Annotated in this window: 12 protein-coding genes; 9 read left to right on the top strand and 3 right to left on the bottom strand. The window is 69.6% G+C overall.

Annotated elements, in window-relative coordinates:
• Position 1 precedes the first annotated feature (1 nt).
• On the top strand, positions 2 to 2,818 hold the full coding sequence (locus ABD156_RS06775; protein WP_344267822.1) for an ATP-binding protein: 2,817 nt from the start codon (positions 2 to 4) through the stop codon (positions 2,816 to 2,818).
• Positions 2,819 to 2,835: 17 nt separating this feature from the next.
• Here the strand turns inward: ABD156_RS06775 and ABD156_RS06770 are convergent, their stop codons facing one another.
• Together ABD156_RS06770 and ABD156_RS06765 are read right to left on the bottom strand one after the other, a co-directional pair.
• Complete coding sequence (locus ABD156_RS06770; RefSeq protein ID WP_344267820.1) at positions 2,836 to 4,272, bottom strand: aromatic amino acid ammonia-lyase; 1,437 nt, start codon at positions 4,270 to 4,272, stop codon at positions 2,836 to 2,838.
• A gap of 10 nt (positions 4,273 to 4,282) precedes the next feature.
• Positions 4,283 to 4,585 (bottom strand): ArsR/SmtB family transcription factor, encoded by a 303-nt coding sequence (locus ABD156_RS06765; protein WP_182890918.1) that lies wholly within the window; start codon positions 4,583 to 4,585, stop codon positions 4,283 to 4,285.
• Positions 4,586 to 4,754: 169 nt separating this feature from the next.
• Here ABD156_RS06765 and ABD156_RS06760 point away from each other — a divergent pair, with 169 nt between their 5' ends.
• From ABD156_RS06760 to ABD156_RS06725, 8 genes are all read left to right on the top strand, one after another.
• Positions 4,755 to 5,981, top strand: coding sequence for a glycoside hydrolase family 18 protein (locus tag ABD156_RS06760; protein ID WP_344267818.1), 1,227 nt, complete (start codon positions 4,755 to 4,757; stop codon positions 5,979 to 5,981).
• 57 nt (positions 5,982 to 6,038) lie between these two features.
• Positions 6,039 to 6,704 (top strand): DUF2461 domain-containing protein, encoded by a 666-nt coding sequence (locus tag ABD156_RS06755; RefSeq protein ID WP_344267816.1) that lies wholly within the window; start codon positions 6,039 to 6,041, stop codon positions 6,702 to 6,704.
• 157 nt (positions 6,705 to 6,861) lie between these two features.
• Entirely contained in the window at positions 6,862 to 8,286 is a 1,425-nt protein-coding gene (gene pyk / locus ABD156_RS06750) for a pyruvate kinase (protein WP_344267814.1), read from the top strand.
• A 36-nt stretch (positions 8,287 to 8,322) separates the two neighbouring features.
• On the top strand, positions 8,323 to 9,225 hold the full coding sequence (gene tesB, locus ABD156_RS06745) for an acyl-CoA thioesterase II (protein WP_344267812.1): 903 nt from the start codon (positions 8,323 to 8,325) through the stop codon (positions 9,223 to 9,225).
• Positions 9,226 to 9,653: 428 nt separating this feature from the next.
• A complete protein-coding gene (locus ABD156_RS06740; protein ID WP_344267810.1) occupies positions 9,654 to 10,553 on the top strand; it encodes a helix-turn-helix domain-containing protein in 900 nt (299 codons plus the stop codon).
• 13 nt (positions 10,554 to 10,566) lie between these two features.
• Positions 10,567 to 10,764, top strand: coding sequence for a DUF397 domain-containing protein (locus ABD156_RS06735; protein WP_116202071.1), 198 nt, complete (start codon positions 10,567 to 10,569; stop codon positions 10,762 to 10,764).
• 185 nt (positions 10,765 to 10,949) lie between these two features.
• Complete coding sequence (locus tag ABD156_RS06730) at positions 10,950 to 11,156, top strand: hypothetical protein (protein ID WP_344267808.1); 207 nt, start codon at positions 10,950 to 10,952, stop codon at positions 11,154 to 11,156.
• A gap of 470 nt (positions 11,157 to 11,626) precedes the next feature.
• The gene (locus ABD156_RS06725; protein WP_344267806.1) at positions 11,627 to 14,638 is read left to right on the top strand and encodes a helix-turn-helix transcriptional regulator; all 3,012 of its coding nucleotides are present in this window, start codon (positions 11,627 to 11,629) and stop codon (positions 14,636 to 14,638) included.
• Positions 14,639 to 14,697: 59 nt separating this feature from the next.
• Here ABD156_RS06725 and ABD156_RS06720 read toward each other — a convergent pair whose 3' ends face one another.
• Entirely contained in the window at positions 14,698 to 16,308 is a 1,611-nt protein-coding gene (locus ABD156_RS06720; RefSeq protein ID WP_344267804.1) for a succinic semialdehyde dehydrogenase, read from the bottom strand.
• Positions 16,309 to 16,354: the final 46 nt, after the last annotated feature.

Genomic DNA, 16,354 nt, shown 5'->3' with positions numbered 1-16,354 from the left:
CATGGAACGGCGGGAGGTGCGGGACATGCCGGACGGCGCGACGGAAACGTTCGACCGGACGCTGGTCCGGTTGCGCCGGGCGGCCGGGCTGACGCAGGAACAACTGGCGCAGCGCTGCGGCCTGAGCACCCGCGGCGTGGGGAATCTCGAACGCGGGCAGCGGCATCCGCGGCGGGTCACCGTGCACCTCCTCGCCGACGGTCTCGCGCTGCCCGAGGACGGCCGCGCCGAACTGCTCGCGGCGGCCCGGCGCGGCAGGCAGCGTCCGCCGGACGACCCGGTCCCGCGGCCTCGTCCGGCACCGGATCTCATCGGCCGCGTCGAGGAAAACGCCTTGCTGGACAAACACATTTCCGGCACGGGCAAGTCGTTTCTGGTCTTCGCCGGACAGACCGGCATCGGCAAGACCCGGCTGCTGACCGAAGCCGCGACGCTGGCCGAAACCCGGGGCACGGTGGTGCTTTCCACGGCCTGCTCCCGGCATGGCGGAGAGCCGTACGCGCCGCTCTCCGAAGCGTTCGCCCGGCACGCGTCGGAGCACCCCGCCGGGCCTGGCTTGGCGTTCCTGCTGCCCGAGCAACGCACCGCCGAACCAGCCCCGCCACGCTGGCTGATGTTCGCCGAGGCCGCGCGGTTCCTCGACACGCTCGCACGGCGGCATGGCGTGCTCGTGATCCTGGACGACCTCCAATGGGCTGGCCCGGACGGCCTCGCGCTGCTGGCGTCGCTAGTCCAGGACGTCCGGCCGGACCGGGTCCGCTTCCTCGCCGCCTACCGCGACACCGAGATCGCCGCGGCCGAACCGTTGGCCGACACGCTGCTCGATTTGTACCGGAAAGGCTTGCTGACACAGCATTCCCTGGCCCCGCTGGCGGACGACGACGCGACGATGCTGTTGCACCACAGCGCCGGGACCGAGGTGGGGCAGTCCGCTCGCGAACGGGTGCTCCGGCTCGCTGGCGGTCTCCCGTTGTTCCTGGTCCAACTGGGACACGTACTGGGCAGATCCGGCAAACCGCCCGCGGAACTGCCGTGGGGATTGGCGCACGCGGTGCGGCGGCAGCTCGGTTCTCTGCCCGAACGGACGGCCGAGGTGCTGACGCTGCTGGCGGTGGGGCAGCAGCGGATGGACCCGGACGTCCTCGCCGCCGCTGCCGGGCTGGATCCGGCCGAGCTGTCCGAAGTGCTGGCACCCGCGCACACCGCGCGGCTGCTGGACGAAAACGCCGAGGGTGTCCGGCTGACCCACGAACTGGTCGCCGAGGTGATGAACGGAGACCTGCCGCCAAGCCGTCGGCATGTGCTGCACCGCAGACTGGCCGAGGCACTGGGCGGCGCGGCCGCGGCGTATCACTACACGCACGCGCAGGACACCGAACGGGCCGCGCAGACCCTGCGGCATGCCGCGGAGAAAGCCAGCAGACAAGCCGCGCACGACACAGCCGCCCAGCACCTGGGCGCACTGGTCGATCTGCTGGACCGCACCGGTTCGCAGGCCGCTGTCGCCGAGGCCGCCGAAGCCTGGGCGGACGCGCTCGCCGCAGCAGGCCGTTACGACGCCGCGCTCGCCGCCGCCGAACGCGCGCTTTTGGTGTACCGCAAGGAAGGCGACGAGGAACGGCAACGCCTGGTGATCGCCCGGATCGGCTACCTGCACTACCAACGCGGCACTCCGCGCGAGGGATTGGCCCGGATCGCGCCGACGCTGACCGAGGACCGCCCCGGCGGATCGGCCGTCCGGCTGCGGCTGGCTCGCGCCGCGAATCTCTACCAGAGCACGCGCTACCGGGAGTCCGTCGAGGTTTCCACCGCCGCGATCGTCGCTGCGGAAGCGGTGGGCGACGAGCACGGCCTCTCGGGCGGACACCTGCGTCGAGGCCTGGCACTGCGACTGCTCGGCCGCAACGACGAAGCGCTGACAGATCTGCACACCGCCGCTGCCACCGCGGAACTGTGCGGCGACCGGGAGATCGTCGTCCGCGCGCTGACCGGCGTCGCCGTGCTGCACCACTACCGCGGCGAGCTGGCCCGGGCCGACCGGCAGTTCGAGCGAATCCTCTTGCTGGCTGAGGAGCTAGGCGACCGGGAACTGCTCAGCCGGTCCGTCTGCAACCTCGGCGCGAGCGCGGTCTACGTCGGCCGCTGGGGCGACGCTTCGCGGCGGTTCAGCCAGGCGCTGGAACTCGCGGGACACGGCAGGTCGCCCATGTGCGGCGCGATGGCCCTCATCGGCCGGGGCGCACTGTGGTCAGCCTGCGGACGCTTCGAAGCGGCGGCCGACGATCTGACTCAAGTGCTTCGGCTGGGGCGGGAAAGCGACAATGCCGACATTATCTGCAACGCGTCCGCGCAGCTGGCGGAGAACGACGTACGTGCGGGGCGTCCTGCGCGCGGGGTACGCCGGTTGCTGCCGTTGCTCGCGATGCAGGGTGAGCGGAGCTGGCAGATGACCGACGCACTGCCGTTCCTGGCCGAGGCCCAACTGGCGGCCGGCGATCCGGTTGCCGCCGGGGAGACTGCCGCGGAGGCTGTGGCTTGTACTGAGCACATCGACCACATTCTTGCCCGCACGGATGCTTTTCGGGTGCAGGGACTTGCCGCGCTGCGCCGCGGATCCTTTGTCTTGGCGGAGGAAAGCCTCGGAGAAGCACACGTGCTGGCCAAACGGATGGCTTCACCGTACTTGCTCGCCCGGGTTCACGCGGCGCACGCCGGTTTGCTGGAGCGGCGCGGCGATAGCGTTGCCGCGGCTCGGGATCGGGCGCAGGCGAAGGAACTGTTCTCGGCTTTGCGGCGGGACGTGGTGGCCGGGGACTGAATGTCCGCTGTGGTCAGTCAGATCCGCGCCAGTTCATCGAGAACCCCGGCCGCCTTCGCGATGTCCTCAGTCAACGGCCGATCCTCCAACCGCTCGTCCAGCACCCCCACCGCGGCCGCGAAAGCCGCTCGGACCGGCAGGTCCACCAGCTCAGCCTTCCGAATCCGCAGAGCCCGCACCGCCGCCACCAGCTCGCAAGCCAGCACCTGCCGATAAGCAGCCGCGGCCGCAGTGGCGGCCCGCGCGGCCTGGGTCGAGAAGCTCGCGTGGTCCTCGATCCCGCGCGACACCACGGCAGTCCCCAGCGTCGCAGGCAAAGCCGCCTGCCGCAGTTCCGTAAGCGCGTCGTGCGCGACATACTCCAGGATCATCACCCCGGAACTCCCCGGCGGCCCGACCGCGAGAAACGGCCGCAAGCCAGTGAATTCCGGTTCCACGAGATCACCCAACCGAGCCACGGACAGCTCCGCCACCTGATGCACAGTCGCACGGGCTTGATCGAGCGCGGTCGAGACGTACGCGGTGTGGAAGTGCGCATGGTGGTAAGCATCGCCGTGCACTGTGGAGATCATCGGATTCTCCGTGCTGGCATTGATCTCCACGGCGAGCACATCCCGCAGATAGTGGATCGCGTCCAGCGCAGGACCTTGCACCTGAGGAAAAGCGCGCAGCCCGAAGGGATCCTGAAGCCGACGCCCCGGTTTAGGCGTGCCGTGCATGCCCAACAGCCGACGCATCTCAGCTGCACAAGCCACCTGTCCCGCGTGCGGACGTGCTTCGTGCACAGGCGTCGCGTACGCCTCGGGGTTGCCGTCGAGAGCCACATACGTGAGCGCGGCGACGGCGTGGCTCGCGCGAGTGAGCGTGTCGAGGCTCATCGCGGCGAGAGTTGCTTCGGCGAGTGTCGCGGCGTTGCTGCTCATGAACGCCAACGCATCACCCGCATGCACCGGAACCGGTGGCACCGCGCCGATCGCCCACGCGCGTTCCCCGGCCAACGCGAGTGCGGTTTCCGCGAGCGGAGCGAGATCGCCGGTGCCGATGGCACCCAGTCGGTGCACTACTGGCAGCGCGCCGGTGCGGACGGCTTCGGCGAGCGCATTGATCAGCTCCGGGCTGATTCCGGACCGGCCGGTCAGCAGCTGGTTGAGCCGGATCAGCAGCATCGCGCGGATCTGGCCGTCCGGCAGCAGGTCGCCGCTGCCGCCGGCGTGGCTGCGCAGCAACCGGAGGCCGTGTTCGGCGGGTTCGTCGACCGCGTCGTCCTTGTTCGCGCCGACGCCGGTGGTGCGGCCGTAGACCACTCGCCGGGTGCTCAGGTCTTCGGCCAGCTTCCACGAATGCTCGGCGGCGCGCATCGCCGCGATGGACACGTCGATCGCCAGCGGGCCTTCGGTGTGTGCCGCCGCGACCACGTCGGCGCACCGCAGGGTCCGGCCGTCCACTCGGATCACGGCGTGCTCCTCACTCGGTTTCGTCCAGCCGCTGTTCGAGCGCGTCGAGCCGGTCCGCCCAGAACTGCCGGTACGGCGCGAGCCACGCGTCCACTTCGGCCAGCGGTTCGGCGCGCAGCCGGTAGCAGCGGCGCTGCGCGGACACCCGCACGGTCACCAGCCCCGCCTCGCGCAGCACTCGCAGGTGCTTGGACACGGCGGGCTGGCTGAGCCGCAGTTCGGCCACCAGTTCGCCGACCGACCGCTCGCCCTCGAGCAGCAGGTCCAGCAGCGCGCGGCGGCGGGGTTCGGCCAGCACGTCGAAGGTCTGCATCACCCCGGAAATCTGCCTCGCGGGGCATATGCCTGTCAAGGAATGCGAGTACCGCCGAATGTCCGTTTTATGGTCTAAACCATTGACCTGGTGGTCTAGTCCACTTACGGTGCATTCGTCCCCACCGTTACCGCTTCGTCACCGACGGTGACTCCTGAAGGGAGCAACGATGCTTCGCTTGCGCAGAAAACGCCTGCTGGCACTGGCCGGCCTGGCGACCGCGGCGTTCGCCGCCGCGGCCGCGCTCGTCCCCGCCGCTTCGACGGCCGCGCCCGCGAGAACCGAGGCCGCGGCCGGGAAAGTGGTCGGCTACTTCACCGACTGGGGCATCTACGACCGCAACTACCACGTGAAGAACATCGAGACGTCCGGCTCGGCGAACAAGCTCACGCACATCAACTTCGCCTTCGGCAACGTCACCGGCGGCGGCTGCGCGATCGGCGACGCGTGGGCCGACTACCAGAAAACCTACGACGCGGCGGGCAGCGTCGACGGCGTCGCCGACACCTGGGACCAGCCGCTCGCGGGCAGTTTCAACCAGCTCAAGAAGCTGAAGGCCAAGCACCCCGGGCTGAAGATCATCTGGTCGTTCGGCGGCTGGACCTGGTCCGGCGGCTTCGGGCAGGCCGCGAAGAACCCGGAAGCCTTCGCGAACTCCTGCTACAACCTCGTCAACGACAAGCGCTGGGCCGGGCTGTTCGACGGCATCGACCTCGACTGGGAGTACCCGAACGCGTGCGGTCTCACCTGTGACACGAGCGGTCCCGACGCGCTGAAGAAGCTCCTTGCGGCAACGCGGGCCAAGTTCGGCTCGTCGAAGCTCGTCACCGCCGCGATCACCGCGGACGGCAGCAACGGCGGCAAGCTCGACGCCACCGATTACGCGGGCGCCGCGCAGTATGTCGACTGGTACAACGTGATGACGTACGACTTCTTCGGCGCCTGGGCCGCGCAGGGCCCGACCGCGCCGCACTCGCCGCTCACGTCGTACAACGGCCTGCCGACGCAGGGCTTCTACTCAGATGCGGCCATCCAGAAGCTCAAGACCAAGGGTGTCCCGGCCTCGAAACTGTTGCTGGGCATCGGTTTCTACGGTCGCGGCTGGACCGGTGTCACGCAGAGCGCGCCGGGCGGCACCGCGACCGGACCGGCTCCGGGCAAGTACGAGCAGGGCATCGAGGACTACAAGATCCTCAAGACGAGCTGCCCGGCGACCGGAACCGTCGCGGGCACCGCGTACGCCAAGTGCGGTTCGAACTGGTGGAGCTACGACACCCCGTCGACCATCGCGGGCAAGACGTCGTACGCGAGGTCGCAGGGTCTCGGCGGCACCTTCTTCTGGGAGCTGTCCGGCGACACCTCGAACGGCGAACTGATCACCGCGCTCGCCAAGTAGCACCCCGATGCGGCCGGGGCGCCGATTCTGTCGGTGCCCCGGTTTATCGTGCTGCGGGTGAAGTTCAGCGGATTCGGGGAGCACGCCGTCGAGTTCTACGACGGGCTGCTCGCGGACAACACCAAGGCCTACTGGGACGACCACGTCGCGATCTACCAGGAGCACGTCCGGGCTCCGATGGAGGCGCTGCTGGCCGAACTGGAGCCGGAGTTCGGCGCGGGCTTCGGCGAGGCGAAGGTGTTCCGGCCCTATCGCGACGTCCGGTTCGCCAAGGACAAGACGCCGTACAAGACGCACTGCGGCGGCGTGATCGAGTCCGGCCGCGGCGGGGGAGCGTATTACGTCGAGGTCGGCCCGGCCGGGCTGCGCGTCGGCGGCGGCTGCTTCCACTTGGCCTCGGACCAGCTGGCCCGGTACCGCACGGCGGTCGACACCGAACTGCACGGGCCCGCGCTGGAGAAAATCCTGGCGGGCCTGCGCAAGGCGGGCTGGGAAATTCTCGGCGACCGGCTGAAGTCGAAACCGCGCGGGTTCGCCGAGGACCATCCGCGCCTCGACCTGTTGCGGCACCGTTCGGTGTACGCCGTCCGCGCCTGGGAGCCGGACGACTTCCTGCACGAGCGCGAGACCTTCGACCGGGTGCGGAAATCGTGGCGTCAGCTGCGGAAATTCAACGAATGGGCACGCGACCACGTGGGTCCGAGCGAGAAACCGCGGCGCTGAGCCCGACCTCCCCCGTTCGGGTGATTCCGGGCGCCCGCGCGCGGCGCGGCCGCCCAGCGCACGCCGGTGCCCGGAACTGAATCCTTCCCGCGTTCGGCGGCCGGAACTTCGGGATCGGTACAGACGGGAGCGGCCCGAGCGACTAGGCTCTCCGGACGTGAGCCGACGCGCGAAGATCGTTTGTACATTGGGTCCCGCGACCTCCACGCCGGAGAAGATGCGGGCACTCGTCGACGCCGGGATGGACGTCGCGAGGATGAACTTCAGCCACGGCAGCCACAGCGACCACAAGCAGGTCTACGACCTGGTCCGGTCCGCGGCCGCCGAAACCGGCCGGGCGGTGGGGATCCTCGCCGACCTGCAGGGACCGAAGATCCGGCTGGGCACGTTCGCCAGCGGATCGGCGGAATGGCACACCGGGGACGTCGTCCGGATCACCGTCGAGGACGTCGCCGGCACCCACGACCGGGTTTCGACCACCTACAAGGGACTCGCCAAGGACGCCAAGCCGGGCGACCGGCTGCTGGTCGACGACGGCAAGGTCGGCCTGGTGGTCAAGGACGTCGAGGGCCCGGACGTCGTGTGCGAGGTGACCGAGGGCGGCCCGGTCAGCAACAACAAGGGCGTGTCGCTGCCCGGGATGGACGTCTCGGTGCCCGCGCTGTCCGACAAGGACATCGAGGACCTGGAGTTCGCGCTGCACCTCGGCGTCGACTTCATCGCGCTGTCCTTCGTGCGCTCGCCCGCCGACATCGACCTCGTGCACCAGGTCATGGACCGCGTGGGCAAGGGGCGCCTGCCGGTCGTCGCGAAGATCGAGAAGCCCGAGGCGGTCTACAACCTCGAGGCCATCGTGCTGGCCTTCGACGCGGTGATGGTCGCCCGCGGCGACCTCGGCGTCGAACTGCCGCTCGAGCAGGTCCCGCTGGTGCAGAAGCGCGCCATCCAGATCTGCCGCGAGAACGCGAAGCCGGTCATCGTCGCCACGCAGATGCTGGAGTCGATGATCAACAACTCCCGCCCGACCCGCGCCGAGGCGTCCGACGTCGCGAACGCGGTCCTCGACGGCGCGGACGCGGTGATGCTGTCCGGCGAGACGAGCGTCGGCCGGTACCCGATCGAAACGGTCCAGACCATGGGCCGGATCGTCGAGGCCGTCGAGACGGATTCGCCGGTCGTGCCGCCGCTGTCGCACGTGCCGCGCACCAAGCGGGGCGTGATCTCCTACGCCGCCCGCGACATCGGCGAACGGCTCAACGCCAAGGCCCTGGTCGCGTTCACGCAGTCCGGCGACACCGTGCGCCGCCTCGCGCGGCTGCACACGCGGCTGCCGCTGATGGCGTTCACGCCGGAGCAGAGCGTCCGCAGCCAGCTGGCGCTCACCTGGGGCACCACGACGCAGATCGTGCCCCGGGTGGACTCCACCGACCAGATGATCCAGCAGGTCGACCACGCGATGCTCGAAATGGGCAAGTACCAGCGCGGCGACCTCGTGGTGATCGTCGCGGGCTCCCCGCCCGGGACCGTCGGGTCGACCAACCTGATCCACGTCCACCGGCTCGGTGAAGACGACCACGCATAAGGGACGTGCGGAACCCCGGACACATAGGGTTCCGGCATGACTGAGATGGCCAGGGAAGCCGCCACCGGACTCGACGCGAGCACCGGTGGCGGCGGGCAGCCGGTGCTGGACAAGCTCGTCGCGCTGCTGGACCTGGAGAAGATCGAAGAGAACATCTACCGCGGCGTCTCGCCCGCGCACTCGTCGGTGCGCGTGTTCGGCGGACAGGTCGCCGGGCAGGCGCTCGTCGCGGCGGGCCGGACCGTTCCGGAGGAGCGGCGGGTCCATTCGCTGCACGCGTACTTCATCCGCGGCGGCGACCCGAGCGTCCCGATCGTGTACGAAGTGGACCGCATCCGCGACGGCCGCTCGTTCACCACCCGGCGCGTGGTCGCGGTCCAGCACGGCAAGGCGATTTTCTCGCTGTCCGCGTCGTTCCAGAAGGACGAGCCGGGCATCGACCACGCCGAGCCGATGCCGGCGGACGTGCCCGCCCCGGAGACGCTGCCGACCTTTCCCGAGCTGACCGCGGGCTACGGCCTGCGCTTCAGCGAGGTCCCGCGGCCGATCGACATCCGCTACATCGGCGAGCCGCCGTGGGTCACCCGCACCACCGGGGAACGCCCGGCGCACCACCGGGTCTGGATGCGCGCCGACGGAACCCTGGCCGACAACCAGCTGCTGCACGTCTGCGTGCTCGCCTACGCCTCGGACATGACGCTGCTCGACTCGGTGCTCGCGCGGCACGGCGTGTACTGGGACGTCGACAAGGTGCTCGGCGCGAGCCTCGACCACGCGTTGTGGTTCCACCGTCCATTCCGGGCGGACGAGTGGTTCCTCTACGACAGCACGTCGCCGAGCGCCTCGGGCGCCCGCGGGTTGGCCACCGGACGGTTCTTCACCCGCGACGGCCTCCTCGTCGCCACCGTCGTCCAAGAAGGACTGCTGCGGGTCCGATAAGGACGTTCACCCCATCGATGACCACGCAGAGTGGCTGTCTGCAAGGAAATCGTCGGAAACCGCCACGCTCCCGTGGCGAAATTGCGCGGGAAAACACGTCTGAGTAATAACCGCGAGGCGAAGGAAGGTGCCCGGGACCGGTCGGGGGGCGGCCCCGGACACCTGGTCGTCCGCTTTACCGCGGTGTCCGCGAATAGCCGAGGACGGCCGTCGTCTACGCTGCTCAGGGCCGTCGGCGCGGCTGGATTCGCGTCTCGGCCCGCAGGATGCCAGAGTACAAGCGCACTCTGCACAATGCAGGTCGGAACCAGGTGTCGGCAACTCCCCGGAGCGACCGCGGGAATTCCCCGGTGTTATTACTCCACTGACAAGTCGATCACCTGGTTAGATATGCAGTGCGGGCAACAATACGGACCGGAGGTGCTGCCGTGGCGAGAGGCCAGGGACCGACCGTTCGCCGCCGGCGCCTCGCGAGCGAGCTGCGGAGGCTGCGCGAAGCCGCCGATCTCACCATCGACGAGGTCGGCGAAAAGCTGGAGTGCTCAGCGTCCAAAGTGAGCCGGATCGAGACCGGCCACGTCGGCGTCACCCCGCGCGACGCGAGGGACATGCTCGCGCTGTACGGCATCACCGGCGACGGGCAGGAAGCGCTCGTCCAGCTGGCGCGCGAAGCGCGCAAACGCGGCTGGTGGCACGCGTACAACGAAGTCTTCACCGGCACCTTCGTCGGCCTCGAAGCGGACGCGAGTTCGCTGCGCGCGTTCCAGGCGCTGCTGGTTCCGGGGCTGCTGCAGACCGAGCGCTACGCGTTTTCGGTGATCCGCGCGCTGCGCCCGGACGCCGAAGAGTCCGAGACCCGCCGCCGGGTCGCCGCGCGGATGGCGCGCCAGCAGCTGCTGGCCGACGACCCGCCGGTCGAGTACTGGGCGGTGATCGACGAGGCGGTGCTGCACCGCGTGGTCGACAGCGCCGAGGTGATGGCCGAACAGCTGTACCGGATGAGCGCGATGGCCGAGAAGCCGAACGTGACCGTCCAGGTGGTGCCGTTCGGCGCCGGGGCGCACCCCGGCATGGAGGGACCGTTCCTCATCATGGGCTTCCCCGAGCAGGCCGATCCCGACGTGGTCTACGTCGACGACAGCACTTCCAGCGGCCTGTACCTCGAACAGCCCGAAGACGTCCGGCGCTACGCGCTGATGTTCGACCACCTGCGCGCAGCAGCGCTGAAACCGGACGATTCGGTGGCGCTGATCACCGACGCGGCCGGCCGGTTCGCCGAACAGGCCGCCGCGGTTCAGGAACCGAGGAACACCAACCCGAGACAGTGAGGATGTGGGGACCATGATGGCCGACCTTTCCGGTGCCCAGTGGCGCAAGAGCAGCTACAGCGGCGGCGGCAACGACTGCGTCGAGGTCGCCTTCGTCGCAGGCGGCGCCGCGGTGCGCGATTCGAAAGACCCGGAAGGCGGAGCGTTCCGCCTGCCCGCCGCCGGATGGCAGGGCCTGCTGGACGCGGTGCGCGACCGGGGACAGGCTTGATCCGTTCGGCCGGCTGATCGTTGCCCTGAGACCCCTTACCCCGCTCGACCTGGAGTTCCCTAGGCGAAAGCGCGGGTAAGGGGTCTTTTCGCGTCTCGGTGTAGGCGATCACCTGATGTCCGGGCCGGCCCCTCAGCACGAAAGTAGAGGTCACCAAGGAACGACGACCCGCTGGGGAGAATCCGATGAGCGACTACAACTGGGACGCCACCCGCGCCGAGGTGGACTACCGGATGGCCGAACTGCGCCGCGCCGCCCGCCAGGCCCGCCTGAGCCGCGGCAACCGGGTGGTGCGCTGGGTGCGCGCACACCGCGTCACGAACGTCGAGGTGCCGCGCCAGCAGAGGCGGACGGCGACGGTACCGGAGGCCCGGGCGCGACATAGCGCCTGAGCCCCCGGGCCCGGGTCGGGGACGGTAAGGGGGTCGGGCGGGGCGGACGGGCCGGAACACGGTTTCCGGGGCGGCCGCTCCGCCCGCCGGACACATTCCGCCCGCTCCGCCCGCTCCGCCCGCTCCGCCCGCCAGCGCGAAGCTCCCGCAGAGGTCCGTGAAGGACTCCTTGAGGGAATCAGATTCCCTCAAGGAGTCCTTCACGGACTTCAGGATCGCGTGCCAGGCCTCGCGCGCAGCCGAGGTCGCTGCGGTGCTTTCCGCCGCGAAGCACCGCAGCGAGTCAACCGAGGCCCCTGCCCACCAGAGACTTGCCGCGGCCCGCGCGCCGATCGGTTCCCGGAGCGCCGCCCGGACCGACGCGGCGGGCCGCCCGCAGCTTCCTTCGTCCGCCGATCGGACGGAGATCACTGGCCGAACCGGCCGCCACGAGGAAATCCATGTCGGAACTGTCGGGGGTGTAGGTGAGAATGCATCTCGTGCCTCGTCTCGGTTCCGGTATTCCGCTCGTCGCCCGCACGCAGGAGATGCGGCGGCTGCGAGCGGCCTTCGCGCGCGCAGAGCGCGGAGAAGCAGGTGCGGTGCTGATCGCGGGCGACGCCGGGGTCGGCAAAACCCGCCTGCTCACCGCGCTCGGGGAGCACGTCGCCGGCTGCGGCGGGCTCGTGCTCACCGGCCGGTGCATCGACGTGCGCGACGGTGGTCTGCCGTATCTGCCGTTCGCCGAGGCGCTGGCTCCGCTCGGGTCGTCGGCCGATCCCGCGGTTTCGGCCGCGGTGCGGGCGCGGTCCGCGCTGGGGATGCTGCTGCCGCAAGGCGGCGATCCGCGGCCCGCGGCCACCGGCGACCACGGGCAGGTGTCCGAAGGGGAGCGCGAGGGCGTCCGCCGGGTGCGGCCCGAGCAGGACCTGGGCCAGCTCCAGTTGTTCGACGCGGTACTGGGGGTGCTGACCGAGGTCGGCCAGGAGCAGCCGGTGGTCGTCCTGCTCGAAGACCTGCACTGGGCGGATTCCTCCACCCGCAACCTGCTGTCCTTCCTGCTCAGCCGGTTGCGTGCGCAGCGGCTGCTGGTCGTCGGCAGCTATCGCGAGGAGGACGTCCACCGCAGGCATCCGCTGCGCGGTCTGCTGTCCGAACTGGTCCGGCTGAACACCGTCGAACAGGTCGCACTGGCCCCGTTCGGCCCGGCCGACGCACGCGCTTTTGTCGCGGCGCTGGCCGAAGAACCGCTGTCGCCGGATGTGGTCGCGGACATCGCCGAACGGTCCGAGGGCAATCCGTTCTTCGTCGAAGAACTGCTCGCGACCGGTGCCGACTGCCAAGATCTCCCGGCCGGGCTCGCCGAAGTCCTCCTGGCCCGGCTGGAACGTTTTCCCGCCGAGACGCGCCGGGTCCTCCGCGTCATCTCGGTCGCCAATGAGTCGGTCTCGCACGCCGCCCTCGCGCAAGTGGCGGGCATCGGCGATCTGGAGTTGGACGAGGCGCTGCGAGAAGCCGTGCAGCACCACGTCCTCGTCATCGAGGGCGGTTTCTACACTTTCCGCCACGCTTTGCTGCAGGAAGCGGTGTATGCGGACCTGCTTCCCGGCGAGCGCACGCGGATGCACGCCGGATACGCGGCGCGGATCAAGTCGATGCCGCAGGGCCGCGGCCACGACGCGAAGCTGGCCTTCCACAGCCTGGAAAGCCGGGATTTCGACACTGCCCTCGCCGCCTTGCTTCGCGCCGCGGACGAAGCGGAAAAGCTCGGCGCGCCTGGTGCGGCGCTGCGGCACATCGAGCAAGCACAGTCCATTTGGGACGCCGTGGCTCCGGAAAACCGTCCCGACGGCGTCAACGAGTTGAAGCTGCTCAGCGAAGCCTCGTACTTCGCTGGTACTTCCGGCGAGCCGGAGCGTGCCGTGGCGTACGCGCGATCAGCCACCGAAGCGCTCAATCCGGACGCGTCGCCCGAGCACGCGGCGAAGGTCTGGCGTCGGCTGGCCGAAACGCTGCTCACCTTGGAAGGCACATTCGACGAGGCGGTTCGGGCGATCGAGCGGGCTTGGGAACTGGTCGCCGAGCGGGAACCCAGCGGTGCGCGGGCTTGGGTGCTGGCTTCGCGGGCCGGGTTCCAGCGGCTGCGTGACCAGCCTGATGAGGCGTTGTCCAGTGCGCATACCGCGGTCGCTGACGCGCGCGCCGTCGGAGCTGTCGGTGCTGAGGCGTCGGCGCTGGTCACGCTCGGCACGTTGGCCGACAGCGCGGGTGACGCAGGCGAGGCTCGCGAGCGGTTGCGGGAGGCCGAACAGAAGGCGCACGACGCGGGTGCGTTGAACGTTGAGATTCGCGCGATGTACTTCCTTGCCCTCAGCTACGACGACCAGGCCGAGATGGATCTCGCGCTCGCGCACGCCGCGCGGGGAGTCGCGCGGGCTGAGGAAACTGGGCTTACCTGGAGTACGTATGGGTTGGAGTTGCGCGCCCGGTTGCTCTACTTGCGTTATCTGAGCGGGGATTGGCCGAAGGAGGACGCCGCGGGGCGCGCGCGACGGGGCGTGTCCAGTGCGGTCGCTGCCCGGATTTTGGCCAACTGGGTGCTGTTCCTGGTGGGGCGTGGGCGGTTCGCTGATGCGGCCAAGGCGTTGCCGGGGCTTCGGCAGCAGTGGATGGCGGATCTGCAGATCGCGATGGCGGCTGGGGACGCCGCGATTGAGCTGGCTGCTTGGCGCGGAGAGCATTCCGAGGCGTTGCGGATCACTGACGAGTTGGTGTTGTGGCTGGAGAAGGCCGAGTCCGCGCTGTTGGGCGGGATTCGGATCGTGGCGTTGGCGATTCCGTCTGCTGTCGCGTTGGCTGCCGAGGCTCGGGCCAAGGGGGATCAGGCCGCGGCGGATGGCTTTGTGGCTGTCGGGCGTCGGCTTTTGGCGCATGGGCGGCGGTGTGCTGCCGAGGGGCATCCGCGTTCCGGGACGATGGGGCCGGAGGGGCGGGCCTGGCTGGCGCGGATGGAGGCTGCCGCGTCTGCGTTGGAGGGGCTGGCGGATCCGGATTTGTGGGCTGCAGCGGCTGAGGCTTTTTCGTACGGGGCGGTTTACGAGCAGGCGGTTTGCCGGTGGCGGCAAGGGGAGGCGTTGCTGGCTGCCGGCCGGGCCGGGGCGGCGGAGGCGTTGGAGGCGGCGCATTCGGTCGCGGTGAAGCTGGACGCTGTTCCGTTGCGGGACGCGGTAAGGGATGTGGCGCATCGGGCTCGGGTGGAGCTGTCCGGCGTCGAGGCTGTGCCTGCCCGACCGCAGCTGAACCCCTTGACCGATCGGGAGCGGGACGTGCTGGAGCGCGTCGCGCTCGGCCGGACCAACCGGCAGGTGGGGGAGGAGTTGTACATCTCCGAGAAGACGGTAAGCGTGCACTTGTCCCGGGTGATGGCGAAGCTGGGCGCGAGCCGCCGGGCCGAAGCTGTCGCGATCGCTTACGACCGCGGCTTGCTCACCGTCCCCGAGTAAGGGCGGTGAGGGGAACCCTGAGGGACTCCAAGTCCGTGAAGGTTCCCCTCACGGACACCTCAGCGGCCCGGCAGGCGCCGCAGGAGTTTCATGCTCACGGTCATGAAGCGGGCCCACAGGGAACCCGGCACTCCCTTGGGCGGTCGCAAGCCCATTCCTCGCTGTACGGCGATTGACTGGGGTTCGGTGTACTTCAGCAGGCCTTCTGCGCCGTTGCGGCGGCCTGCGCCGGATTCCTTCATACCGCCCATGGGGACGCCTACTGTTCCGAAGGTTGCTGCGTAGCCCTCGTTGACATTCACGGTGCCTGCCTTCAGGCGTGCGCCGACTTCCCAGCCTGCTCGGCCCCTTCGCGTCCATACGCTTGCGTTCAGGCCGAAGGGGGTGTCGTTCGCTCGTTCGATCGCGTCCGTGACGTCGCTGAACCCGTAGATCGAAACCACTGGGCCGAAGGTTTCCGAGGCGAACGGGGTCATTCCGGGGCGGACGTCCGTCAGGACCGTTGGCTCGTAGAACAACGGGCCCAGGTCCGGGCGGGGGCGTCCGCCGGTCAGTACCTTTGCGCCCTTCGTTCGGGCGTCTTCCACGTGCGCGGACACTGTTTCCAGCTGGCTTTTCGAGGTCAACGAACCCATGCCGGCGTGGTAGTCCAGAGAACCGCCCAGGCGGAGCGCGGCTGTGCGCGCTACGAATTCGCGGGTGAACTCCTCGCGGATGCTGTCGTGCACGTAGATCCGCTCCACCGACACGCACAGCTGGCCTGCTGACGAGAAGCACGCCGTTACCGCCCCTGCCGCGGCTTTGGGGATGTCGGCGTCGGGCAGGACGATCATCGGGTTCTTGCCGCCCAGTTCCAGCGAATAACTGGTGAGCCGTTGTGCGATCCGGCCCGCCAGGTCCTTGCCGGTGGGGGTGGAGCCGGTGAAGCAGAGGTAGTCGCATTCCTCCAGCAGGGCGTCGCCGATTTGCGAGCCTCGGCCCAGCACGATCTGCCACAGGCCCGCGGGCAGTCCGGCTTCCTCGGCCAGTTCCTGCAGCCACAGCGCGGACAGGGCGGTTTGGTTGTCCGGCTTCTGCACCACGGCGTTTCCGGCGGCGAGCGCGGGGAAGACGTCCATCGCGGTCAGCGCGAGCGGGTAGTTCCAGGGCGAGATGATGCCGACGACGCCCTTGGGGTGCCGCAGTTCGCCTGCTCGGGTCAGGCCGGGGATCACGCCGGGGGCGCGGCGCGGGGAGAGGATCTTCGCGCTGTGTTTGCCGTAGTAGGCCGCGACCAGGACGGTGGCGCTGACCTCGTCGAACGCGTCGATCCGGGCCTTGCCTGCTTCGACCTGGACCAGGTCCAGGACTTCCGCTTGGCGAGCGAGCACCAGGTCGTGCAGGCGCAGGAGGAACTGCTGGCGCCGGGCCGCGGACAGTGCGGCCCACTCGCGCTGGGCCTCCCGCGCGGAGGCGAAGGCGGCGCGTACTTCGGCGTCGTCGGCCTGGGGGAGCGAGGTGATCGGCTGCCCGGTGAAAGGCGCGGTCATCTGCACGGGCGCGTTGTCGGCGCCCCCGGTCACGCGGGCTACCAGCGCGGCCGCGCGGGCAGCGGACGGAGCGCCTGCTACGCCGCCGACGGTCGCGGGCAGGGGCTGGCCGGTGAGGTTCGCCGGGGTCGTACTCGTCATCGAGCGCACCTTCTTCCGTGCGGGGCCGGGTGTTACCGACGAGTAC

This window comes from Amycolatopsis albidoflavus (genome assembly GCF_039525725.1).
GTDB classification, from domain to species: domain Bacteria; phylum Actinomycetota; class Actinomycetes; order Mycobacteriales; family Pseudonocardiaceae; genus Amycolatopsis; species Amycolatopsis albidoflava.
Note: the sequence above shows the minus strand (reverse complement) of the source record. Positions and strands in the feature narration are given on the sequence as shown.

Excerpts from the sequence above, each read along its gene's own strand:
- ABD156_RS06760 (WP_344267818.1), top strand. The coding sequence starts at position 4,755 with ATGCTTCGCTTGCGCAGAAAACGCCTGCTGGCACTGGCCGGCCTGGCG.
- ABD156_RS06735 (WP_116202071.1), top strand. The coding sequence starts at position 10,567 with ATGATGGCCGACCTTTCCGGTGCCCAGTGGCGCAAGAGCAGCTACAGC.
- ABD156_RS06775 (WP_344267822.1), top strand. The coding sequence starts at position 2 with ATGGAACGGCGGGAGGTGCGGGACATGCCGGACGGCGCGACGGAAACG.
- ABD156_RS06720 (WP_344267804.1), bottom strand. The coding sequence starts at position 16,308 with ATGACGAGTACGACCCCGGCGAACCTCACCGGCCAGCCCCTGCCCGCG.
- ABD156_RS06730 (WP_344267808.1), top strand. The coding sequence starts at position 10,950 with ATGAGCGACTACAACTGGGACGCCACCCGCGCCGAGGTGGACTACCGG.
- tesB (WP_344267812.1), top strand. The coding sequence starts at position 8,323 with ATGACTGAGATGGCCAGGGAAGCCGCCACCGGACTCGACGCGAGCACC.
- ABD156_RS06765 (WP_182890918.1), bottom strand. The coding sequence starts at position 4,585 with ATGCAGACCTTCGACGTGCTGGCCGAACCCCGCCGCCGCGCGCTGCTG.
- ABD156_RS06725 (WP_344267806.1), top strand. The coding sequence starts at position 11,627 with ATGCATCTCGTGCCTCGTCTCGGTTCCGGTATTCCGCTCGTCGCCCGC.